This window comes from Streptomyces sp. NPDC028907, from assembly GCF_055564995.1.
The window spans coordinates 584,828-606,220 of sequence record NZ_JBVHVE010000001.1; the positions used below are offsets into that span (position 1 = coordinate 584,828).

Genomic DNA, 21,393 nt, shown 5'->3' on the forward strand with positions numbered 1-21,393 from the left:
CGTCTCCACCGGCCGCGCAACCTCGAGGAGGGGCACGTGCTTGAGCCCGCGTACCAGGCGGACGTCGTCATCGTGGGAGCCGGGGTCGCCGGACTCTCCGCGGCGCATCGACTGACCAGCGCAGGAGTGAGGACCGCAGTCCTGGAGGCCGCCCCCTGCCCGGGCGGTCGCATGTCGACCGAGAAGATCGACGGGTTCCGGCTCGACCGGATCGGACAGCTTCTGTCGACGTCGTATCCGGAGCTACGCCTGACACCCGGCCTCGACGCGCTGGCACTGCGCCCCTTCACGCCGGGCGTACTGCTGCACAGCGACGGGCGCCGGCAGCGCGCGGGCGCGTTCGTCATCCCGAAGAGCGCGAGGCGCGCGAGGGGCGCACTCCACGCGGTGCGCGCCCTGGCAAGCGCCCCCAGGACGCCCAGGACAGCTGCCGTACGCGGCATCCCAGGCCCGACGACCCTGCCGAGGGTGCGGGCCGGCGCCCCCCTGGGCACCGCCGTCGACCAGGCCCGGCTCGGTGCCTCCCTCGCCCGGCTCGCCACCGCCCCCGTCGAACGGCTGCTGGCCCGCCCGGAGTTGCCGGCCGCACAGGCCCTCGCGGAGCGCGGGGTCCCCACACGCACGATCGACGGTTTCCTGCGTCCGCTGCTCGCCGCGCTGCTGTGCGACCCGGATCTGACGACCTCCAGCCGATGCGCGGACCTGGCGCTGCGCGCCTTCGCGAGCGGACGCCTGTGCCTGCCCGAGAGTGGCGCCGAGGCGCTGCCGGAACTGCTGGCCCAGGGGTTGCCGCCGGGCACCGTGCACACCGGCGTACGCGTCACGTCGATCGCCACGACCTGCGTCACCACCGCCGAGCACGGCGAGATACGGTGCCGGGCCGTCCTGCTGGCGACGGACGCCCGGACCGCCGCCGAGCTGCTGCCCGGCCTGCGCGTACCCGACTTCCACCCGGTGACCGTCGTCCACCACACGACGGACGAACCGCCCACGACCGGCGCCTCGCTCCTGCTCGACGCCGACCGGGGCGGCCCGGTCGCGCACACGGCGGTGATCAGCCAGGTGGACCCGACCCGCGCACCGGCGGGCCGGGCCCTCATCTCCTCGACGGTGCTGGGCACCCCGCCGCCCGACATCGACACGGCCGTACGGATGCACCTGTCCCGCCTCTACGGCAGCTCCACCACCCGCTGGGAGACCCTCGCCGTACACCACACCCCCGAGGCCGTCCCCGCGATGCGCCCACCCCACGACCTACGCCGCCCGGTACGCCTCCTGGCGGGCCTGTACGTATGCGGCGACCACCGAGACACCAGCACCGTCCAGGGCGCCCTCCACTCGGCCCACAGGGCCGCGGCGGCGATTCTGACGGACCTGGGGGCGGCGGGGTCCATGAACAGGGCGGAACCGTTACGAGCAGCGGCTTGACAGGTGCAGGGCGCCCGCGCCCTGTAAGGGGCGCGGGGCTGTGTCGATCCGCGGCTCCGCCGCGTGGGCGCGACCAGCCACAACGAAGGCAGCACTCGGCCACGAACCGTTCGAAGTTGCGGCGAGCCCCCTACAGCAGCGCCGCGACCTTGTCCCGATACCCCCGCACCGGTGCCGCATCCCGGTACGGCTCCAACCTCCGCTCGAAGTCCCGGACATACTCGATCGCCCGAACCGACCGCATCTCCGCGGCAGCGCCCGCCGCCTCCGCCCCCAGCGCACAGGCCTGATCGAGCTCACCGAGCCCCAGCCGCGCGGAGGCGAGCACGACCCGGCAGAACAACCGGCTGCGGGCATAGGCGGGCGCCCGCAGCTGCAACGACCGCTCCGCATGCTGCGCCGCCGCCCGGAACTGCTGAAGATCCCGGTGGCAGTGCCCGAACTCGTCGGCGAGCTGTGCCTCGTCGAAGAACCGCGCCCAGTGCGGAACGTCGTCGCCGGGCCGCGCCGCTTCGAGGGCGCGCTCGGCCCGCACCAGGGAGGCCGTACAGGCGCGCACCTCGCCCAGTACGCCGTGCCCGCGCGCCTCACACGCGTGCAGCAGGGCCTGGACGACCGGGGGCGCGCTGGTGCCCACGCCCTGCTGGGCCACCCGCGCGAGCTGGACGGCCTCCCGGCCATGGGCGAGATAGACGGCCTGGCGGCTCATGGTGACCAGGACGTAGGAGCCGAACGCCCGGTCCCCGGCGGCCTGCGCGAGGCGCAGCGACTGCACGAAGTAGCGCTGGGCGAGCCCGTGCGCCGCGATGTCGAACGACGTCCAGCCCGCGAGCCTCGTGAGGTCGGCGGCGGCCTGGAACAGCCGGCGGCCGGTCTGCTCGCCGTAGGTGCCGCGCAGCATCGGCTCGCACTCGTGCTCCAGGTAGCGCACGAGGGCCTGGCGGGCGTGCCCGCCGCCGTACATGTCGTCGAGGGAGCGGAACAGCTCGCCGACCGAGCGCAGCGCGGCGATGTCGCCACCGGTGACCTTCTGGCCGGGGCCGCGCTCGGCCTGGCCGCGCTGGCGGGGTACGGCCGGGGGTCGGCCCTGGACCGGAATGCGGGCGAGCGGCTCGCCCCGGGCGACCTTCTCGTCGGCGCGGCCGATCAGCCAGTCCCGGCTGGGCACGACGAGCCCGGCCGGCGTGAAAGCGATCTTTCGTAGCTCGGCATGGCTGCCGGAGTCCTTGCGCCACAGGCCGCTGACGATGTCGACGGCCTCCTCGGGGGTCGCGGCGAACTCCAGCCCCGCGTACACGGGCGCGCAGGCGTCGAGCCCGAGGTCCTGGGCGGAGAGCCGACGGCCGAGGCGACGGGTGAAGACCTCGGCGATGAGGGCGGGCGTCGTGCCGCGCGGCTGCTGCCCGCGCAGCCAGCGGGTGACCGATGTCTTGTCGTATCTGAGATCAAGCCCGTGTTCGAGGCCGAGCTGGTCCACCCGGCGGGCGAGACCCGCGTTGGAGAATCCCGCTTCTGCAATGAGCGCGGCGAGCTGGCGGTTGGGAGTGCGCTGCGCGGGTCGTTCCGTCATCTGCGGTGCGGTCTCCTGCCTTTCGGACCTCGCGGCCCCCTACGGCCGCCGAGTGCCCGGATTGCCGGTGAGCAGCCCTTTTGGCCTCTCGAACGGCGCGAATGTAGCGGAGAGTAAGCAGCCGATCGCACATTTCCCCGCCCATTCATCCGATCGTGTGAGGATTGCCCTGCCGGGCTGACGCGGACCGTGAGACGTCACCCGAACAAGCCGGTCGTACAGTGGCGTAGGCACGCTTTGTGCCTTACGACTTTCCGGTGCTTCTAGGGAGGCGCTTGCCGTGAGTGAGTTGCGGTTCGTCCGTATGGGGTTCGGCGCGAACGCCGTCGAGTACCAGGAGGCGTGGGACGAGCAGCGCCGGGTGCACGCGGCGCGGTTCGAGGACGAGCTCCCCGACACGGTCCTGCTGCTCGAACACCCTCCGGTGTACACGGCCGGCCGGCGCACGGCGGACAACGAGCGGCCCCTGGACGGCACCCCCGTCATCGACGTGGACCGCGGCGGCAAGATCACCTGGCACGGCCCGGGCCAGCTGGTCGGCTACCCGATCCAGAAGCTGCCCCGCCCCGTGGACGTCGTGGCCCATGTCCGGCGCCTGGAGGAGGCCCTGATCCGCACCTGCGCGGAGTTCGGCCTGGAGACCAGCCGGGTCGAGGGCCGCAGCGGGGTCTGGGTCCTCGGCGACCCCGTGGAGCAGCGCCCGGCGCTCGGCGGCCTCGCCCTGGACTTCGACCCCCGGCTCACCGACGAGGAGTTCGACCCCCGTCTGAACGGGCCCGAGTACGCCCCCTCCAACGCCGGCCAGCGGCGCGAGGACCGCAAGATCGCGGCGATCGGGATCCGGGTGGCGAAGGGCGTCACGATGCACGGCTTCGCGCTGAACGTGAACCCCGACAACAAGTGGTTCGACCGGATCATCCCCTGCGGGATCCGGGATGCGGGGGTCGCCTCGCTGGCGGGTGAGCTCGGGCGGGACGTGACGATCGACGAGGTGCTGCCTGTGGTGGAGCACCACCTGAAGGCCGTACTGGAGAACGCGGACCTGAAGCCCAGGCAAATCGAGAAGACCCCGGCCGCGTGACCCAACCCCGGGCTCCTCGCCCCCGCCGCTCCTCAAACGCCGGAGGGGCTGGGTTGTTCAGCCCGTCCGGCGTTTGAGGACGAGGCCCGCAGGGCCGATGGCGGGGGTCTGGGGGCGCAGCCCCCAGGGATGGGACGGGTAGGGGCGGCGGGGGCGAGGAAACGTGGGGCCCACAGGAATGCGCCGACGTTCCGCAAGGTTGCCCAGCCCGGAGAGGCAAAACGCACGGGCGTACCCTGGTGTACGCCGAAGAATCGAAGCTACAGGGAGCCGACGTGTCCGCAGTCTCACCCGACGGACGCAAGATGCTGCGCCTGGAGGTCCGCAACAGCCAGACCCCCATCGAGCGCAAGCCCGAGTGGATCAAGACCCGGGCGAAAATGGGTCCCGAGTACACGAAGATGCAGAACCTCGTGAAGAGCGAGGGCCTGCACACGGTCTGCCAGGAAGCCGGCTGCCCGAACATCTACGAGTGCTGGGAGGACCGCGAGGCGACCTTCCTCATCGGCGGCGACCAGTGCACCCGACGCTGTGACTTCTGCCAGATCGACACCGGCAAGCCCGAGGCCCTCGACCGCGACGAACCCCGCCGCGTCGGCGAGTCCGTGGTCACCATGGACCTGAACTACGCCACCATCACCGGCGTCGCCCGCGACGACCTCCCGGACGGCGGCGCCTGGCTGTACGCCGAGACGGTCCGCCAGATCCACCAGCAGACCGCCGAGCGCGAGGCCGGCCGTACCAAGGTCGAGCTCCTCGCCCCCGACTTCAACGCCGTACCGGAGCTCCTGGAGGAGGTCTTCGCCTCCCGCCCCGAGGTCTTCGCGCACAACGTCGAGACGGTCCCCCGCATCTTCAAGCGCATCCGCCCGGGCTTCCGCTACGAGCGCTCCCTGAAGGTCATCACCGAGGCCCGCGACTACGGCCTGGTCACCAAGTCCAACCTGATCCTCGGCATGGGCGAGACCCGCGAGGAGATCAGCGAGGCGCTGCAGCAGTTGCACGACGCCGGCTGCGAACTGGTGACCATCACGCAGTACCTGCGCCCCAGCGTCCGCCACCACCCCGTGGAGCGCTGGGTCAAGCCGCAGGAGTTCGTGGAGCTGAAGGAGGAGGCCGAGCAGATCGGCTTCTCCGGTGTGATGTCCGGCCCGCTGGTCCGGTCCTCCTACCGTGCCGGCCGGCTGTACCAGATGGCCATCGAGAAGCGTGGTTCGTACGTCGCCTCGCAGGCCGTCTGATGGCACGGAGTGCCACCCGGCTCATGTGAACCTGCGCACAAGCAACCGCCCCTCGGCAGTGGCCGATTGACGCGGCCCTGGACGTCCCCGCAGATAGGGGGCCCATCAGGGCCGCGTCAAGCATTTCGGGCCACACATCAAGGCTTCATTGGTGTTTGACCGGTCGGTCACGCCCTGGTAACACCAATCAGTGACCCTGGTTGTACACCCCGTGCACCACTCACCAAAGCCGCCATTCCCGAGGGGGGACCTCCACCATGCAGGCCGCGCCCGTTCGCGCCACCGCCATCCCGTCGTTCACCACTGCACTGCGTGCCGTCGAGTCGCTGCTGATGGGCAGTGGCCAGCGCACCGCCCGTCGCAACGCCTGGACGTCCGTGCTGGAGGACCGCCGTCGCGCCAAGGACCGGGTCGAGGCACAGCGCGTCCTGGACCAGGTCACCGTCGTCCGCCCCTGAGCCCTGCCCCGTCCGTCACGGCACTGCCGTCGTCGGCGCTCCCCGGGCCACGTAGACTTCGTGGCATGGCGAGGAAGGACACGGCAGCGGACGCTGCGAACCCCGGGCGACTCAAGCAGATCGCTCTGACCTACAAGATGACCCGCAGGGCCGACAAGAAGATCGGTCTTGTACTCGCGGCTGTCGGAATCGTCACCTTCGGTGTCTTCCTCGCGATCGGCTTCTTGATCGGGCACCCCATCTATCTCGGCATCCTGGGCCTGCTGCTCGCCTTCCTCGCGTCGGCGATCGTGTTCGGGCGCCGGGCCGAGCGGGCGGCCTTCGGGCAGATGGAGGGCCAGCCGGGCGCGGCAGCGGCCGTCCTGGACAACATCGGCCGGGGCTGGACGACGACGCCCGCGGTGGCGATGAACCGCAGCCAGGACGTGGTGCACCGGGCCGTCGGCAAGGCCGGCATCGTGCTGGTCGCCGAGGGCAACCCGAACCGGGTGAAGAGCCTGCTGGCCGCCGAGAAGAAGAAGATGAACCGCATCGTCGCGGACGTGCCCGTGCACGATCTGGTCGTCGGTGTCGGCGAGGGCCAGGTCTCGCTGAAGAAGCTGCGCACCACCATGCTGAAGCTGCCCCGCGTGCTGACCGGCCCCCAGGTGACCGCCACCAACGACCGGCTGAAGGCCATGGGCGACCTGATGAGCAACATGCCGCTGCCGAAGGGCCCGATGCCCAAGGGCATGAAGCTGCCGAAGGGCGGACCGAAGGCCCGTTGATCTCCCTCGCACGAGAAAGCTCGTACGAGAAAGGGGGCGCCCGGATCACTCCGGGCGCCCCCTTCGTCGTACGTGAGGAATACGGCCGCTAGATGCGTACTTCCACGGTCCGCGCCAGCCGGTCGTGCAGCCCCCGCCCGTCGCGGTCCCAGATCAGGGCCGGGATCGCGACGCACAGCAGGGCCGTGCGCAGCAGGGCGCGCAGCGGGTTGACCGTGCCGGTCTCCAGGGTGACCACGCGGAGGCCGAAGAGGCGTTTGCCCGGGGTGTAGCCGACGGTGCCGACGGTCAGGACGCTCATCAGGAAGAAGAGGAGCAGCGCCCAGTTGCTGGTCGCCTGGCCGTAGCCGTCGGTGATGAGACCGTATGCGATCAACAGGCTGATGCCCCAGTCGACGGCCAGTGCTCCGAGCCGTCGTCCCGGGCGGGCGATGGAGCCCGGCCCGTCCTCCGGAAGGCCGAGTTGCTGACCCCGGTATCCGAAGTCGACACCCGCTTCCTCGGCGGCCGCGCGGGGGCCCGAGAGCCAGGATCCGATTGCTTGCCTCTTGTCCACCCGACCACCGTACTGTGCACGTTTTGCGATGTGGACAGGTGGGGTGAGGTGCGGGATGTCCGGTTAACGTGTGCGAAACAAATGGGTCACGCCCGAGAAATCACCCGTCCCTAGGGTCGAGGACAGCGTGTGCCACCGCACTGGCCGCACGAACGAACTACCACCCCGGTCGGACGGTCGGGAGTAGGAGGAGCTGGATGTTCCAGAACGCCGACGAGGCCAAGAAGTTCATCGCGGACGAGGACGTCAAGTTCGTCGACGTCCGCTTCTGCGACCTGCCGGGCGTCATGCAGCACTTCACGGTGCCCGTCGAGGCGTTCGACCCGGACGAGGAGCTCGCCTTCGACGGATCGTCGATCCGTGGTTTCCAGGCCATTCACGAGTCCGACATGGCGCTGCGCGCGGACCTGTCGACCGCCCGGGTCGACCCGTTCCGCCGGGACAAGACCCTCAACGTCAACTTCTTCATCCACGACCCGATCACGGGCGAGCAGTACTCCCGTGACCCGCGGAACGTGGCCAAGAAGGCCGAGGCCTACCTCGCCTCCACCGGTATCGCGGACACCGCGTACTTCGGTCCTGAGGCCGAGTTCTACGTCTTCGACAGCGTGCGTTTCGCCACCGGCGCGAACGAGTCCTTCTACCACATCGACTCCGAGGCGGGCGCCTGGAACACCGGCGCCCTCGAGGACAACCGTGGTTACAAGGTCCGCTACAAGGGCGGCTACTTCCCGGTTCCGCCGGTCGACCACTTCGCCGACCTGCGTGCCGAGATCTCCCTGGAGCTGGACAAGCAGGGCCTGAAGGTCGAGCGCCAGCACCACGAGGTGGGCACCGCCGGCCAGGCCGAGATCAACTACAAGTTCAACACGCTGCTCGCCGCGGCCGACGACCTGATGCTCTTCAAGTACATCGTGAAGAACGTCGCCTGGCGCAACGGCAAGACCGCGACCTTCATGCCGAAGCCGATCTTCGGTGACAACGGTTCGGGCATGCACGTCCACCAGTCGCTGTGGACCGGCGGCCAGCCGCTCTTCTACGACGAGGCCGGTTACGCGGGCCTGTCGGACACCGCCCGCTACTACATCGGCGGCATCCTCAAGCACGCCCCGTCGCTGCTGGCCTTCACCAACCCGACGGTGAACTCGTACCACCGTCTGGTGCCCGGCTTCGAGGCCCCGATCAACCTCGTCTACTCGCAGCGCAACCGCTCCGCCGCGATGCGTATCCCGATCACGGGCTCCAACCCGAAGGCCAAGCGCGTCGAGTTCCGCGCGCCCGACTCCTCCGGCAACCCGTACCTGGCCTTCTCGGCCCTGCTGCTCGCGGGCCTGGACGGCATCAAGAACAAGATCGAGCCGGCCGAGCCGATCGACAAGGACCTCTACGAGCTGGCTCCCGAGGAGCACGCGAACGTCGCGCAGGTCCCGACCTCCCTCCCGGCCGTCCTCGACTCGCTCGAGGCCGACCACGAGTTCCTCCTCCAGGGCGACGTCTTCACGCCGGACCTGATCGAGACGTGGATCGACTACAAGCGCACGAACGAGATCGCGCCGCTGCAGCTGCGTCCGCACCCGCACGAGTTCGAGCTCTACTTCGACGTGTGATCGGCACCGTCGACGCCTGACCCAGGCATCGCGCCCGCGCCCCCGCTGTCATACCGACGGCGGGGGCGCGGGCGTATGTTCTATTCTTCTGTCGCTGGGACGACACGGGGGTGGACGAGATGCCGGAGCGGCACGAACAGGACGACCAGGAGCGCGAGTTCGATCTGCGCTGGGCGGACAGCGCCGAGCACAAGGAGCCCTCGGCCCGGGCCCGGATGCTCGCCGCCCGCTGGAAGGAGAACCCGCCCGGGCCGGTGCCGTTCCGGGCCGAGCCCGATCATGTGGCGCGACGGCAGCGCCGGTCGGGCTGGATCTCCACGGCCATCGTGCTCGGCTGCGTCGCCGGGGTGATCGTGCTGCTGGGCTACGTCAACTTCCGCGGGGCCTACTAGGCGGCGGCCGCTCCCTGCGGCCTTTGCTGGCCCTAGGGCCGATCACGACCCGTTCATGGGGGTCACCGGGTGCACACTGGGCAGTGGGACGAGTGCCTGAGTGTGCGCGCGGGGTGATGCGAGATGCAGAGCCGGTTCCGGAGTGATCGGCGGTTGACCGCCCGGATGGGGATCACTCTGTTTCTGCTCGGGTTGTTGTACGTGGCGTTCGTGGTCGCGTTGATATTTCTGCTGAAGTCCTGGGTGCTCGTCGTGGTCGTGGCAGCGGGACTGCTGGGGGCGCAGTACTTCTTCTCCGACCGGGTCGCGCTGTTCGCGATGCGGGGGCGGGTCGTGGAGCGGGAGGAGTATCCCGAGCTGCACGGGGTCGTCGACCGGCTGTGCGCCATCGCCGACATGCCGAAGCCCGTGGTCGCCGTGTCGGAGATGGACATGCCGAACGCGTTCGCGACCGGGCGCAACCCCGACCATGCCGTGGTCTGTGTGACCACGGGGCTGCTGCGGCGGCTGGAGCCGGACGAGCTGGAGGGTGTGCTCGCGCACGAGCTGTCGCATGTGGCGCACAAGGACGTCGCCGTGATCACGGTGGCCTCGTTCCTCGGGGTGATCGCCGGGCTGATCGTGCGGTTCGCGTTCTACAGTCAGCTCTTCGGTGGCGGGCGGCGGGATCAGAACACCGCCGTGGTCTTCGCCGCCGTGATGGGTGTGTCGGCGGCCGTGTACGCGATCAGCTTCCTGCTGATCCGGGCCCTGTCCCGGTACCGGGAGCTGGCCGCCGACCGGGCCGCGGCGCTGCTCACCGGGCGGCCCTCGGCGCTGGCCTCCGCGCTGACCAAGGTCTCCGGCGACATCGCCCGGATCCCGACGAAGGACCTACGGACGGCGCAGGCCTTCAACGCCTTCTACTTCACGCCCGCGCTGGGCCGCGAGCCCGGCGTGGCGCGGATCTTCTCCACTCACCCGAGCCTGGAGCAGCGGCTCGACCAGCTGGGGCGGATCTCCGCCGAGCTGGGCGAGGCCGCGGCTCCCGGAGGGGTGTGAGCATGGGGCTGCTGGACATCCTGTTCGGCCGTACGAAGCCGGTCGCGCCCGATCTCGACCAGCTCTTCGCGCTGCCGTCGGCCGCGGTGACCCTGGAGGTCGCGGCCGGGTTCCGGCCGACGGGCAGCGGGGCGGTGTGCTTCGCGACGGTCGAGGGCGCCGTCTTCGAACAGACGCACCGCGAGGTGCAGGCGCTGCTGGACGCGGACGCCGAGCGCGAGGGGCGGCCGGTGCGGCTGACGCGGGACGGCTACGGCTACTCGTGGCTGGTCTCCACGCGCAAGCCCGACGATCTGCCGGAGCTGGTCAACGACCTGCACGCGGTGAACAGCGCGATGGAGGTCAACGGGTTCGGGCCGCAGCTGCTGTGCTCGCTGGCCGGGTTCGAGGACGACGCGGGCAGGCGGCTCGCCCTCGTCTACCTCTACAAGCGGGGCACCTTCTACCCGTTCGCGCCGCTGTCCGGCACCGCGGAGCGGCGCGACAACTCGTTGGAACTGCGGGTCAAGGCGGCCCTCACGAACGATCTGCGGATCGAGCAGGACCTGGGCCGCTGGTTCCCGCTGTGGGGCGCCCCCGGTCTGTGACCGGAAGGCGCCTCGGGCTGCGGGCGCGCTACCAGCGGAACTGGTCTCACTTGCTCTTCCCACGCTCCTGCCGACGGGCTTCGAGGGGGCGCTCGCGGCGGTAGCGGCGCTCCCACTTGGCCTGCATGTCACGGCGGTCGCGGTAGGACCGGTAGTCCGCGGGCATGGAGCTTCCCGCCGAGGCCCCTCCCCCGGCCCTGCCGCTCGGCGCGGAGGAGCTCCGGCCGTACTGCGAGTAGAGGAAGAGCACCGCGACGGCGGCCAGCCAGTAGAGGTGGTTGTCGAATCCTAAGATCACCAGGACGACTGTCCCGGACATGACGATGGTGCCCATCACGGGCCTCCGTGAGCGTGGATCGAATCTGGATCTTGAGCGGTGAACACGAGGGACACAACCCAGGGGAAGGGCGACCGTCCGTCGGTGCGTAGAGACTAGCGTCGAGTCCGCAGGGTGACGCCTGCCCTGCGCGAAGCGGCGTGAGCTGCTCCGTTACGCGTGTCCAGCGTAGGGATCCGGTCACCGGGCGTGCACCCCCTTTTCCCGTGGCGGGGGCGCCGGGCGGGTCTGAGGTGGTCAGACCCCGGGCGCGGCGGTGATCACCCCCGCCCCGACGGCCGCGCCCAGGCTCGTGTGGTCGGTGACGGTCTGGTCGGCGTAGGCCAGGGCGAAGTCGGTGACCGCCCGGTCGAAGGTGTCGGCACTGCCGAGGTAGCCGGCGATGGCGATACGGTCGCCGGAGCGGGCGTGTGCCCGGGCGAGGGCGGTGCCGCACAGCCGGGCGTAGGCGAGGAGGTCGTCCGGGCTCATCCCGGCGACGTCCGCGGAGCCCTTCATGTCGCGCAGTTGGCGCCAGTAGAAGGCACGGCCCTGCGGCCCGGACATCCAGCCGAGGAAGATGTCACTGGCCGCCTGCAACAGCCGCTGCCCCGCGACGACGCGATGGCCGGGGTGGACGTACGGACCGCTCGGCAGATGCTCCTCCAGTACGGACGGCCGCGCCTCCTTGATCTGGAGGAACAGAGGGTCGTCGGTGTCCCGCCCGGCGAGCAGCACGATGAAACAGCGCAGTCCCACGCTGCCGACGCCGACGACCTTGCGGGCGGCGTCGACGAAGCGGTAGCGGTCGAGGAGCAGTCGGCGTTCCTCGGTGAGGGTCGAGCGGTAGTCGCTGAAGATCTTGCGCAGCGAGGCCATGTCGGACATGCCCGCGGGTTCGAGGAGCGGCGGGTCGTGGATGATGCGGCGGCGGCCGTCGACGACCTCGGTCAGCCGGCCGAAGGCCCGCAGACTGGTGCGGCGGCGGGCGCGGCCGAGGCCGGCCTCGACGCGGCGGCGGTCGCGGGTGGAGCGGACCAGGGGCAGAAGCTGGTCGGCCTCGATGCTCGTGTACCAGACGTCCAGTTCGCCGCGCCGGGCCAGCCGCCGCATGGTGGTGCGGTACGCCGTCACCGCCGCGAGGGCCGCTCGGCCGGCCTTGGCGTCGGGGTGGCCGATCTCGCGGGCGGCCACGGCGACCGAGGTGGCGAGCCGTTTGACGTCCCACTCGAAGGGTCCGCCGAACGTTTCGTCGAAGTCGTTCAGGTCGAAGAGCAGGGAGCGTTCCGGCGAGGCGTACAGGCCGAAGTTGAGCAGATGGGCGTCGCCGCACAGCTGCACGGTGAGGCCGGTGTGCGGGGCGGCGGCGAGGTCGGCGGCCATCACGGCGGCGGCGCCGCGCAGGAACGCGAAGGGGGACGCCGCCATCCTGCCGTATCTGATCGGCAGCAGCTCCGGCAGCCGGTCGCGGCCCTGGCGTTCCAGTACGGCGACGGGGTCGGGGCGGTCCACGGAGGGGACCCAGGCGGCGTGCGCGGACCGGGGGACCAGCTTGCGGGCGGTCTTGCCGCGAAGCGCCCGGTCGGCAGGGGTGGCGGGGGTCGTCATGGGGAGAGGGTTCTGTGTACGTCCGCCCTGAGCGCCGGTACGGGTACGGCCGACCCGTCGACCGGCCTTCGTATGCCGTGCCTGCCCATCGCGCCTCCCGCCGCCACGCCCGCTCGGGGCGAGGTCCGTCACCTCCTGATCGCAGTGAAGGCGGGGCCGGGGGTGGACGCATGCCGGGTACGGCAATCGGGTGACGGGCCGTCGGGCGCGCGGGGGCCGTTGTCAGTGGCGTCGGGGAGGATGCGGTCACTGGTACGCGACGGGTGGAGGTCGGGATGGGGCGTGACGGACTGCGGTACATCGGGGCGGCGGAGCGGCGTGCTCGGCTGGGGCTGCGGCATCGGCTTGCGGGGGCGGCGCGGGCCGGGAGCCCGGAGGAGGTCGCGGAGTCGCTCGTCGCGCTGCACGGCACCGACCCGGCGACCGTGTACCTGGCCGTGGGGGCGCGGCTGGCGGAGCCCGCGAAGACCGTGGCGGAGACCGAGCGGGCGTTGTACGAGGAGCGGGCGCTGGTCCGGATGCACGGCATGCGGCACACCGTGTTCGTCTTCCCCACCCGGCTGACGGCCGTCGTGCACGCCTCGACCGGCCTCGCGGTGGCCGCCCGGGAGCGGGCCTCGCTGGTCAAGCACATGGCGACGGCGGGGGCGCCGGACGCTGCCTGGCTGACGGAGGTCGAGGCGTCGACGCTGGCCGCGCTCGCGCGGCGCGGACAGGCCACGGCGGCCGAACTCGCCCAGGACGAGCCGCGGTTGCGCGAGCAGTTCGTGTACGCGGCCGGCAAGAGCTACGAGGGGGTGCACACCGTCTCGACGCGGCTGCTGCGGGTGCTGGGCGTCGAGGGGAAGGTGGTGCGGGGTCGGCCGCTGGGCTCCTGGACGTCCTCGCAGTTCCGGTGGGCGCCGGCACCCGCGCATCCCGAGCTGGACGTCGCCGGGGCGCAGGCGGAGCTGCTGCGGAACTGGCTCGCGGTGTGCGGGCCGGCGACCGAGGCCGACCTCAAGTGGTGGACGGGGTGGCGGGTCACCGAGGTGCGCCGGGCGCTGGCGGCGACGGGGGCGCGGGCCGTGTCCCTCGACGAGGGGACGGGGTACGTCGTCGACGGCGACGTCGATCCGGTGGCGGGGCCCGAGGAGCCGTGGGCGGCACTGCTGCCGGGGCTCGACCCCACGGCGATGGGGTGGCAGCGGCGCGAGTGGTATCTGGCGCCGGAGCTGTGGCCGCAGCTGTTCGACCGGAGTGGCAACGTGGGGCCGACGGTGTGGTGGGACGGACGGGTGGTGGGCGGATGGGCCCAGCGCAGGGACGGGGAGGTCGTCTGGCGGTTGCTGGAGAAGCTGGGGAGCGTGGAGCGGCGGGCCGTGGAGGCGGCGGTCGCGGTGGAGGCGGAGCGGCTGCGGGGGTGGGTGGGGGCGGCTCGGGTGACGCCTCGGTTCCGGACGCCGTTGGAGCGGGAGTTGTCGGCGTAGCGGTGGGCCGTCGCCCGATGCCGGGTACCGGGTGCCGGGTGCCCGTGGTCCTGAGGGCACCCGGCGTGGCGCGGCTTACCTGGAGTACCTCATGAGCGCCCGCACCATGTGGCACGTCGTGTCCGACGGCGGGTGGACGCCGATCGTCTCGGCTGTGCTGCGGATCGTCTCGTTGCGGGCCTGGTTGGGCATGTAGACGCCCGTGTCGAGGAGGGCTATCGCGAGGCGCAGGGCCTTGAGGCGGCGGTTGTGGGTGATGTACCACTCGCGCGGACGGCCCGGCGGCAGCGGCCGCTTCTCCACGGGCGCGTACGGCAGGTCGAGCAGCACCGGGTGCTGCGCGGTGGACTGGGTGGGCAGCGGCCTCCGGGCCGGCTTCTGCTTCAGTGCGGCAGCGGGCACAGGCATCCTCCTGTCGCGGTGGAGCGCCGTCCGGCTTGCCCGGCGACGCTCTCGAACACTGCTTACAGTTTACTGCCCGGCACTGACAATCGGGGGGTGTGGGCGTTCGCTGAAATGGCCTGGTCAGCAACGAAATTGTGTCTCTGTCACGGTGGGGTCGCGAGATGTGGTTGAGGTGGCGGAAAATTCGAACACCGGCTGGCTCGGGAGGGTGGCGGCGGCCCGGTCCGGGATCGGCTCGGGCGGCTCGGGATACCGTGAGCGACATGGAGATCTGGATCAATCCGGCCTGTTCCAAGTGCCGTAGCGCCCTGACACTGCTCGACGCCGAAGGGGCCGACTACACCGTCCGCCGTTATCTGGAGGACGTGCCGAGCGAGGACGAGATCAGGGAGGTGCTCGACCGGCTGGGGCTGGAGCCGTGGGACATCACCCGGACCCAGGAGGCCGAGGCCAAGGAGCTCGGGGTCAAGGAGTGGGCCCGGGACGCGGGTTCGCGGGAGCGGTGGGTGCGGGCGCTGGCCGAGCATCCGAAGCTGATCCAGCGGCCGATCATCACGGCGCAGGACGGTACGGCAGTGGTGGGGCGCAGCGAGGAGGCCGTGCGGGACGCGCTGTCACGGGAGGGCGCCTGAGGGGCTCCCAAGGCGGGTGTGACGCAGGTTACTTGAGCGGCTCGCATGACCACTGAGTAACTACGTTCGGTATCTCGTACATAGCGGCGTACGCTCCCCGACCTCTTCAGGAGGCGCGCATGTCGCGTAGGAGAACTGTCAGTGCAAAGAAGAAGCTCGCGCTGTTGGTGAGTGCGGCGACGGTGGCGGGAGGCGGCGCCTTCGTCATGGCGAACACCTCGAACGCCTCGCAGGCGCCGACGGTCAAGTCCGCCGCGGACTCGACCGTCTGCCAGGGGCTCGCCACCGCACTCGGCAACAACCAGCGGTTCATCGACGGGCAACGGGCCGATCCCGACGCCCAGTCCGAAGCGCGGATCGCCAACCGCGAGGCCGTGATCGCGCAGATCAAGGTCCAGCAGGAGGCGTCCGGGTGTGTCGCCGGGGAGTCGGCTCAGGACTCCCAGGCCGCACAGCCGGCGGCGCCGAGTGCTCCGGCGGGTGCCGAGGAGGCGGGAGGCGCCGAGGGCGCCGGGAACGCGGGGGACGCGGCGGGCAACGGCGGCGGTGCCGCGGCCTCGGGGCAGCAGGTCTGCAACGGGTCGACGGTCACGCTCTCCGGTGAGGGCGGGGCCCCGGCCGCTTCCAGCAGCCAGTTCCCGGCCGGTACGAAGCTGAAGGTCACCAACCTGGACAACAACAAGTCCACGACGGTGGAGGTCACCTCGGTCTCCGGCAGCTGCGTGCTGCTCAACAACGCGGCGTTCGAGCAGGTGCGAGAGGCCGGCAAGTTCCTGATCCGGCGAGCGGTGATCGAGAAGGTGGGGTGAGGCTCCGGTAACCACGCCGTACGTGTCAGGGGTCCCGCCGCTCGCGGCCACGGGTGGCGGGACCCCGCTTGTGCGGGCGGGCGTGAAGCTCGCCACACCGTCGGCCGGTAACACGGGGTTCACATTCGGGCAATGATCGGGAAATCGCCTGTTGACAGGCTCGCGGGCATCAAGTGCGGCGCCTCAGTGCCGCTGCGCCGCAGCACCCGCAAGTGCGCCTAGACCCACCCCCGAAGGATGTGGCCCGTGACCTTCAAGGCTGAGTACATCTGGATCGACGGCACCGAGCCGACGGCCAAGCTTCGTTCCAAGACGAAGATCATGACGGGTTCTCCCGCCGGTGTCGACTCGCTGCCGATCTGGGGCTTCGACGGGTCCTCCACGAACCAGGCCGAGGGCCACGCCTCGGACTGCGTGCTCAAGCCGGTCTTCTCCTGCCCCGACCCGATCCGCGGCGGCGACGACATCCTGGTGCTGTGCGAGGTCCTGAACATCGACCTCACCCCGCACGCCAGCAACACCCGTGCAGCGCTCGCCGAGGTGGCGGAGAAGTTCGCCGCCCAGGAGCCGATCTTCGGTATCGAGCAGGAGTACACGTTCTTCCAGGACGGTTACCCGCTCGGCTTCCCCAAGGGCGGCTTCCCGGCCCCGCAGGGCGGCTACTACTGCGGTGTCGGCGCCGACGAGATCTTCGGCCGTGAGGTCGTCGAGGCCCACCTGGAGAACTGCCTGGCCGCCGGTCTCGCGATCTCCGGCATCAACGCCGAGGTCATGCCCGGTCAGTGGGAGTTCCAGGTCGGCCCGGTCTCCCCGCTGGAGGTCTCCGACCACCTGTGGGTCGCCCGCTGGCTGCTCTACCGCACCGCCGAGGACTTCGGCATCGCCGCGACGCTGGACCCGAAGCCGGTGAAGGGCGACTGGAACGGCGCCGGTGCGCACACCAACTTCTCGACGAAGGCGATGCGCGAGGGATACGACGCGATCATCACCGCGTGCGAGTCGCTCGGTGAGGGCTCCAAGCCGCTCGACCACGTCAAGAACTACGGCGCCGGCATCGACGACCGCCTGACCGGTCTGCACGAGACCGCCCCGTGGAACGAGTACTCCTACGGCGTCTCCAACCGCGGCGCCTCGGTCCGTATCCCGTGGCAGGTCGAGAAGGACGGCAAGGGCTACATCGAGGACCGCCGCCCGAACGCCAACGTCGACCCGTACGTGGTGACGCGTCTGCTCGTCGACACGTGCTGCTCCGCGCTGGAGAAGGCCGGCCAGGTCTGATCCGCCCGGCTCCCGGCTTCCCCGAAGGGGCGTCCACCGTCGTGGTGGGCGCCCCTTCGCCATGTGAGGCGTGTCGGCGTCCGAGCAGTGAGAGGAGGCTCCTTTCCATGGTCGGTGTCTGCTTCAATGGGGGCATGACCGGCTTCCAGAAGTACTCCGCGACAGGTCGCCATGACCTTGAGCCCTTCTGGCCTTCCCGTCAGCACCACGACTTCGACCGGGTGTGTTGCCGCGCGTGAACGCGCGGGCCCTGTAAAGCCGTAACCTCCCGGCCTTCGGCCAGCGCGCAACGACGTACGTCCCCCACGGACCTCTCGCGCGAAAAGAGCTGACCTCTCATGGCGACCACTCGTTCCCTCTCCCCCGCCCCCACGCTCACCTCCCCGACCGGTGCCCGGCATCATCTGCGCGCCGTCGACCGGGACGAGCTCATCGACCTGGCGGACCTCCTGCCCCCGGGTGCCACCTGGCTGCCCGCTCCCCAGCACTCCCTGCCCGCGCTGCCCGGCCGGCCGCCGATGATCGGCTACCTGGTGCTCGTTCCGGCCGACCGGCAGCCCCCGCCAGTCGCGGCGCCCGTCGGCGCGGCGGGCGATCCGCTCGTCACCGTCGACACCGTGCGGCGCACCGCGGCGGTCGACGGGCGTGAACTCGACCTCACCTACCTGGAGTTCGAGCTGCTCGCCCACCTCGTGGCCAACCCGCACCGCGTGCACACCCGCGACCAGCTGGTCACCACGGTGTGGGGGTACGGGCATGTGGGGGACGGCCGTACCGTCGACGTCCACATCGCCCGGCTGCGCCGCAAGCTGGGCGCCGAGCACCGGGACACGATCCGGACCGTGCGGCGGGTCGGCTACAAGTACACCCCGCCGGTCGGCCGCTGATCCCGTCCTCTGCTGACGGCAGAGTCCTGTTCCGTCCGGGCCGCGCGGCGTGCAGAGTCGGCTGTATGAGGCTTCTGGTGCTGGGTGGTACGGAGTTCGCGGGACGGGCCGTCGTGGAGGCGGCCCTCGGGCGTGGCTGGGAGGTGACCGTCTTCCACCGGGGGCGGCACACTGTGCCTTTCCGGGGGGCACCCGCCGGACCTCCGGGCCCGGCCGGGGTGCGGTCGTTGTACGGCGACCGCACCGCGCCCGACGGGCTGGCCGCGCTCGCGGCCGAGGGTGAGTGGGACGCCGTCGTCGACACCTGGTCGGCGGCGCCCCGTGCGGTGCGGGACTCGGCGCGGCTGCTGCGGGGCCGCGCCGGGCGGTACGCGTACGTGTCGAGCGTGTCGGTGTACGAGTGGGCGCCGCCCGCGGGGTTCGGCGAGGACGCGCCGGTGGTGACGGGTGCCGAGCCCGGCGCGGAGCAGACCGAGTACGCGCAGGACAAGCTGGGCGCCGAACTCGCCGTCGTCGAGGAGTTCGGGGCCGAGCACTCGGTGCTCGTGCGGGCCGGGCTGCTCCTCGGGCCGTACGAGAACGTCGGCCGGCTGCCGTGGTGGCTGGCCCGGATCGCCCGTGGCGGTCCGGTGCTGGCTCCGGGGCCACGGGAGCTGCCGCTCCAGTACGTCGACGTCCGTGATCTCGCGGAGTGGACGTTGGGGGCGGTGGAGCAGGAGTTGAGCGGGCCGTACAACCTGATCGGCCCGCAGGGACACGCCACCATGGGCAGCCTGCTGGACGCCTGTGTCGCGACCGTCGGTGGTGCGGCCGAGCTCCGGTGGGTCGAGCCGCAGGTGATCCTCGACGCGGGGATCGAGCCGTGGACGCAGCTGCCGGTGTGGGTGCCGCCGGCCAGCGACATGCACGACGCCCTGCACAGCGCGGACGTGTCCCGGGCCCTGGCGACCGGGCTGCGCTGCCGGCCCGTGGAGGAGACCGTCGCCGACACCTGGCGGTGGCTCCAGGACCTCGGCGGCGCGGCGCCCATGCGGCCGGACCGGACCCTCAAGGGGCTCGATCCAAAGGTGGAGGCGAAGGTGCTGGCGGGCCTTGGGGGTGTATCTGACACCACCTCCTGATCGGGGGTTCTGCCCCCGTGACCGGTGCCGCGGCCCTCGGCGAGACTGACGCCATGACCAATGACACGAAAAGCGGCCGGAGTTCGAGGGCGCGCGGCATGGGGGTCGCGGCGCTGCGGGGGCTGGCGTTGGCCCTCGTCGCACTGCCGGGGTCCGTTCTCTGCTTCGTCCTGTCCCTCGTGTCCATCGCGCTCATCCCCATCGGCGTCGGACTGGTCACGACGCCGTGGGTACTGACGGGGGTGCGGGCGTACGCCGACTGGCGGCGGGTCCTGGCGGCAGAGTGGGGCGGGGTGCTGATTCCACGGGCGTACCGGCCGTCGCCGTCGCCGTGGGTCGCCAACCCGTGGACGCGGACCTTCGGGATGCTGGGCGACCCGGCGACCTGGCGCGATCTGCGGTGGCTGCCGGTCGACATGACGGCGGGGTTCGTCACCGCGCTGCTGCCGGCCGTGCTGCTCATCTATCCGTTGGAGGGGTTCGCGGTGGCCGCCGGGCTGTGGCGGGCCTTCACGGACGCGGGTGGAGGGACGTACTGGTACGGCTTCGTGCCGGTCACCGGGCAGGCTTCCGCGCTCGCCGCCGGTGCTCTGGGGCTCGTCCTGCTCTTCTTCGCCCACTTCCTCACCGCGCGTCTGCTCCAGGTCCACTTCCGGCTCACCCGGGCCGTCCTCGCGTCCAACCAGGGGGAACTGGCCGAACGGGTACGGGTGTTGACCGAGACCCGGCGCGACGCCGTGGACACGTCCGCCGCCGAGCTGCGCCGTATCGAACGGGATCTGCACGACGGGGCGCAGGCGCGGCTGGTGGCGATGGGCATGGATCTCGGGACCATCGAGATGCTCCTCGACAAGGACCCGGAGAAAGCCAAGCAGCTCGTCGCGCAGGCCCGCCGGTCCTCCGCGGACGCCCTCGCCGAGCTGCGCGACCTGGTGCGCGGCATCCATCCGCCGGTGCTGGCCGAGCGTGGACTGGGCGACGCCGTGCGGGCGTTGGCGCTACGGCTGCCGGTGGCGACCGAGGTGACCGTGGAGCTGTCCGGGCGGGCGGAGGCGCCTGTGGAGTCGGCGGCGTACTTCGCGGTCAGCGAGGTCCTCACCAACGCCGTCAAGCATGCCGACGCCGACCGGATCTGGATCGACCTGCATCACGTGGCCGAGGGCGGCGGCATGCTGCGGATCAGCGTCACCGACAACGGCAAGGGCGGTGCGGTGGTCGGGAGCGGTTCGGGGCTCGCCGGGGTCGAGCGGCGACTGGGTACATTCGACGGCGTCCTGGCCGTCAGCTCGCCCGCGGGCGGTCCCACCATGGTCACCATGGAGATTCCTTGCGCGTTGTCCTAGCCGAAGACCTGTTCCTGCTGCGCGACGGGCTCGTCCGGCTCCTCCAGGCCTACGACTTCGAGATCGCGGCGGCCGTCGAGACCGGCCCCGAGCTGGCGCGGGCGCTGGCCGAGCTGGAACCGGACGTCGCCGTCGTCGACGTACGTCTGCCGCCGACCCACACCGACGAGGGGCTGCAGTGCGCGCTGGAGGCCCGGCGCAGGAAGCCGGGACTGCCGGTGCTGGTGCTGTCCCAGCACGTGGAGCAGCTGTACGCGCGGGAGTTGCTGGCCGACGGCAGCGGCGGGGTGGGGTATCTGCTGAAGGACCGGGTGTTCGACGCGGACCAGTTCGTGGACGCCGTACGGCGGGTCGCGGCGGGCGGCACCGCGATGGACCCGCAGGTGATCCAGCAGCTGCTGACCCGGCGCGCGGCCGACGACCAGCCGCTGGCCCGGCTCACCCCCCGGGAGACGGAGGTGCTGGAGCTGATGGCGCAGGGGCGGACGAACGCGGCCATCGCCGACCGGCTCGTCGTCACGGAACGGGCCATCGCGAAACACACCGCCAATATCTTCGCCAAACTGGGCCTTGAGGTGTCGGACGACGACAACCGTCGCGTGCTGGCGGTTCTCGCGTATCTCGACCATGGCCGGTGAAATCGGACCGGGCCGCGCACCCGCCGTGCGGGATCAACAACTACCGGTGTTTTCGGGGCGGTTGAGCACGCGGCGTTCTCACGAATCTCTCAACAATTTCCGGGACGGCTGAACACCTCTGGGGCGCCCTCCGTATGAATGGGAGCCGCTTCACTCCTG

At 71.0% G+C, this 21,393-nt stretch carries 22 protein-coding genes and 1 pseudogene; 17 read left to right on the plus strand and 6 right to left on the minus strand.

Translation table 11 applies throughout. The annotated features are described in order from the left end of the window. Nucleotides 1-36 precede the first annotated feature (36 nt). Nucleotides 37-1,428, plus strand: a complete 1,392-nt coding sequence (locus tag ACZ4UU_RS02665; protein WP_468036081.1) for an NAD(P)/FAD-dependent oxidoreductase — start codon at nt 37-39, stop codon at nt 1,426-1,428. Between the two features lie 130 nt (nt 1,429-1,558). Here the strand turns inward: ACZ4UU_RS02665 and ACZ4UU_RS02670 are convergent, their stop codons facing one another. After that, the gene (locus tag ACZ4UU_RS02670) at nt 1,559-2,998 is read right to left on the minus strand and encodes a regulator (RefSeq protein WP_468036082.1); all 1,440 of its coding nucleotides are present in this window, start codon (nt 2,996-2,998) and stop codon (nt 1,559-1,561) included. Between the two features lie 280 nt (nt 2,999-3,278). On the opposite strand from ACZ4UU_RS02670, the gene lipB reads away from it, so the two are divergent. Beyond that, nucleotides 3,279-4,079, plus strand: coding sequence for a lipoyl(octanoyl) transferase LipB (gene lipB, locus ACZ4UU_RS02675; RefSeq protein ID WP_468036083.1), 801 nt, complete (start codon nt 3,279-3,281; stop codon nt 4,077-4,079). A 58-nt stretch (nt 4,080-4,137) separates the two neighbouring features. On the opposite strand, the pseudogene ACZ4UU_RS02680 reads toward lipB, so the two are convergent. Continuing rightward, a pseudogene (locus tag ACZ4UU_RS02680) lies at nt 4,138-4,305 on the minus strand (cobyrinate a,c-diamide synthase); the annotation flags it as partial. A gap of 49 nt (nt 4,306-4,354) precedes the next feature. On the opposite strand from ACZ4UU_RS02680, the gene lipA reads away from it, so the two are divergent. The 3 genes from lipA (at nt 4,355) to ACZ4UU_RS02695 (ending at nt 6,545) form a co-directional block, all read left to right on the plus strand. Further along, nucleotides 4,355-5,320: a lipoyl synthase gene (gene lipA / locus ACZ4UU_RS02685; protein ID WP_468036084.1), complete on the plus strand. Its 966-nt coding sequence runs from the start codon at nt 4,355-4,357 to the stop codon at nt 5,318-5,320. Between the two features lie 257 nt (nt 5,321-5,577). Beyond that, on the plus strand, nt 5,578-5,778 hold the full coding sequence (locus ACZ4UU_RS02690) for an SCO2195 family GlnR-regulated protein (protein ID WP_234768113.1): 201 nt from the start codon (nt 5,578-5,580) through the stop codon (nt 5,776-5,778). 65 nt (nt 5,779-5,843) lie between these two features. Beyond that, nucleotides 5,844-6,545, plus strand: a complete 702-nt coding sequence (locus tag ACZ4UU_RS02695) for a DUF4191 domain-containing protein (RefSeq protein ID WP_468036085.1) — start codon at nt 5,844-5,846, stop codon at nt 6,543-6,545. 88 nt (nt 6,546-6,633) lie between these two features. Here ACZ4UU_RS02695 and ACZ4UU_RS02700 read toward each other — a convergent pair whose 3' ends face one another. Then, nucleotides 6,634-7,101 carry an RDD family protein gene (locus tag ACZ4UU_RS02700; protein ID WP_468036086.1) on the minus strand — a complete coding sequence of 156 codons (468 nt, stop codon included), beginning with the start codon at nt 7,099-7,101 and terminating at the stop codon, nt 6,634-6,636. Nucleotides 7,102-7,298: 197 nt separating this feature from the next. Between ACZ4UU_RS02700 and glnA the strand changes: the two genes are divergently transcribed. From glnA to pspAB, 4 genes are all read left to right on the plus strand, one after another. Further along, a complete protein-coding gene (gene glnA, locus ACZ4UU_RS02705) occupies nt 7,299-8,708 on the plus strand; it encodes a type I glutamate--ammonia ligase (RefSeq protein WP_468036087.1) in 1,410 nt (469 codons plus the stop codon). A gap of 119 nt (nt 8,709-8,827) precedes the next feature. Beyond that, nucleotides 8,828-9,100, plus strand: a complete 273-nt coding sequence (locus tag ACZ4UU_RS02710; protein ID WP_468036088.1) for an SCO2583/SCO2584 N-terminal domain-containing protein — start codon at nt 8,828-8,830, stop codon at nt 9,098-9,100. A gap of 123 nt (nt 9,101-9,223) precedes the next feature. Beyond that, nucleotides 9,224-10,141 (plus strand): zinc metalloprotease HtpX, encoded by a 918-nt coding sequence (gene htpX / locus ACZ4UU_RS02715; RefSeq protein WP_468036089.1) that lies wholly within the window; start codon nt 9,224-9,226, stop codon nt 10,139-10,141. Between the two features lie 2 nt (nt 10,142-10,143). Further along, nucleotides 10,144-10,728 (plus strand): PspA-associated protein PspAB, encoded by a 585-nt coding sequence (pspAB, locus tag ACZ4UU_RS02720; protein WP_468036090.1) that lies wholly within the window; start codon nt 10,144-10,146, stop codon nt 10,726-10,728. A 46-nt stretch (nt 10,729-10,774) separates the two neighbouring features. Here pspAB and ACZ4UU_RS02725 read toward each other — a convergent pair whose 3' ends face one another. Next, complete coding sequence (locus tag ACZ4UU_RS02725; RefSeq protein WP_468036091.1) at nt 10,775-11,062, minus strand: hypothetical protein; 288 nt, start codon at nt 11,060-11,062, stop codon at nt 10,775-10,777. A 240-nt stretch (nt 11,063-11,302) separates the two neighbouring features. Next, nucleotides 11,303-12,652 (minus strand): DUF2252 domain-containing protein, encoded by a 1,350-nt coding sequence (locus ACZ4UU_RS02730; RefSeq protein ID WP_468036092.1) that lies wholly within the window; start codon nt 12,650-12,652, stop codon nt 11,303-11,305. A 275-nt stretch (nt 12,653-12,927) separates the two neighbouring features. Between ACZ4UU_RS02730 and ACZ4UU_RS02735 the strand changes: the two genes are divergently transcribed. Then, nucleotides 12,928-14,121, plus strand: a complete 1,194-nt coding sequence (locus ACZ4UU_RS02735) for a winged helix DNA-binding domain-containing protein (RefSeq protein ID WP_468036093.1) — start codon at nt 12,928-12,930, stop codon at nt 14,119-14,121. A 75-nt stretch (nt 14,122-14,196) separates the two neighbouring features. On the opposite strand, the gene ACZ4UU_RS02740 is transcribed toward ACZ4UU_RS02735, so the two are convergent. Beyond that, the gene (locus ACZ4UU_RS02740; protein ID WP_468036094.1) at nt 14,197-14,523 is read right to left on the minus strand and encodes a hypothetical protein; all 327 of its coding nucleotides are present in this window, start codon (nt 14,521-14,523) and stop codon (nt 14,197-14,199) included. Between the two features lie 266 nt (nt 14,524-14,789). On the opposite strand from ACZ4UU_RS02740, the gene ACZ4UU_RS02745 reads away from it, so the two are divergent. From ACZ4UU_RS02745 to ACZ4UU_RS02775, 7 genes are all read left to right on the plus strand, one after another. Continuing rightward, nucleotides 14,790-15,158, plus strand: coding sequence for an arsenate reductase family protein (locus tag ACZ4UU_RS02745; RefSeq protein WP_468036095.1), 369 nt, complete (start codon nt 14,790-14,792; stop codon nt 15,156-15,158). A gap of 119 nt (nt 15,159-15,277) precedes the next feature. Beyond that, nucleotides 15,278-15,967: an RlpA-like double-psi beta-barrel domain-containing protein gene (locus tag ACZ4UU_RS02750; RefSeq protein ID WP_468036096.1), complete on the plus strand. Its 690-nt coding sequence runs from the start codon at nt 15,278-15,280 to the stop codon at nt 15,965-15,967. Nucleotides 15,968-16,213: 246 nt separating this feature from the next. Next, nucleotides 16,214-17,245, plus strand: a complete 1,032-nt coding sequence (gene glnII / locus ACZ4UU_RS02755) for a glutamine synthetase (protein ID WP_468036097.1) — start codon at nt 16,214-16,216, stop codon at nt 17,243-17,245. A gap of 338 nt (nt 17,246-17,583) precedes the next feature. After that, nucleotides 17,584-18,132: a winged helix-turn-helix domain-containing protein gene (locus ACZ4UU_RS02760; RefSeq protein WP_468036098.1), complete on the plus strand. Its 549-nt coding sequence runs from the start codon at nt 17,584-17,586 to the stop codon at nt 18,130-18,132. Between the two features lie 65 nt (nt 18,133-18,197). Beyond that, on the plus strand, nt 18,198-19,253 hold the full coding sequence (locus ACZ4UU_RS02765) for an NAD-dependent epimerase/dehydratase family protein (RefSeq protein WP_468036099.1): 1,056 nt from the start codon (nt 18,198-18,200) through the stop codon (nt 19,251-19,253). A 53-nt stretch (nt 19,254-19,306) separates the two neighbouring features. Further along, complete coding sequence (locus tag ACZ4UU_RS02770; protein WP_468036100.1) at nt 19,307-20,596, plus strand: sensor histidine kinase; 1,290 nt, start codon at nt 19,307-19,309, stop codon at nt 20,594-20,596. Beyond that, nucleotides 20,581-21,234 (plus strand): LuxR C-terminal-related transcriptional regulator, encoded by a 654-nt coding sequence (locus tag ACZ4UU_RS02775; RefSeq protein ID WP_234762448.1) that lies wholly within the window; start codon nt 20,581-20,583, stop codon nt 21,232-21,234. The genes ACZ4UU_RS02770 and ACZ4UU_RS02775 overlap by 16 nt, the downstream gene beginning before the upstream one ends. Nucleotides 21,235-21,393 lie beyond the last annotated feature (159 nt).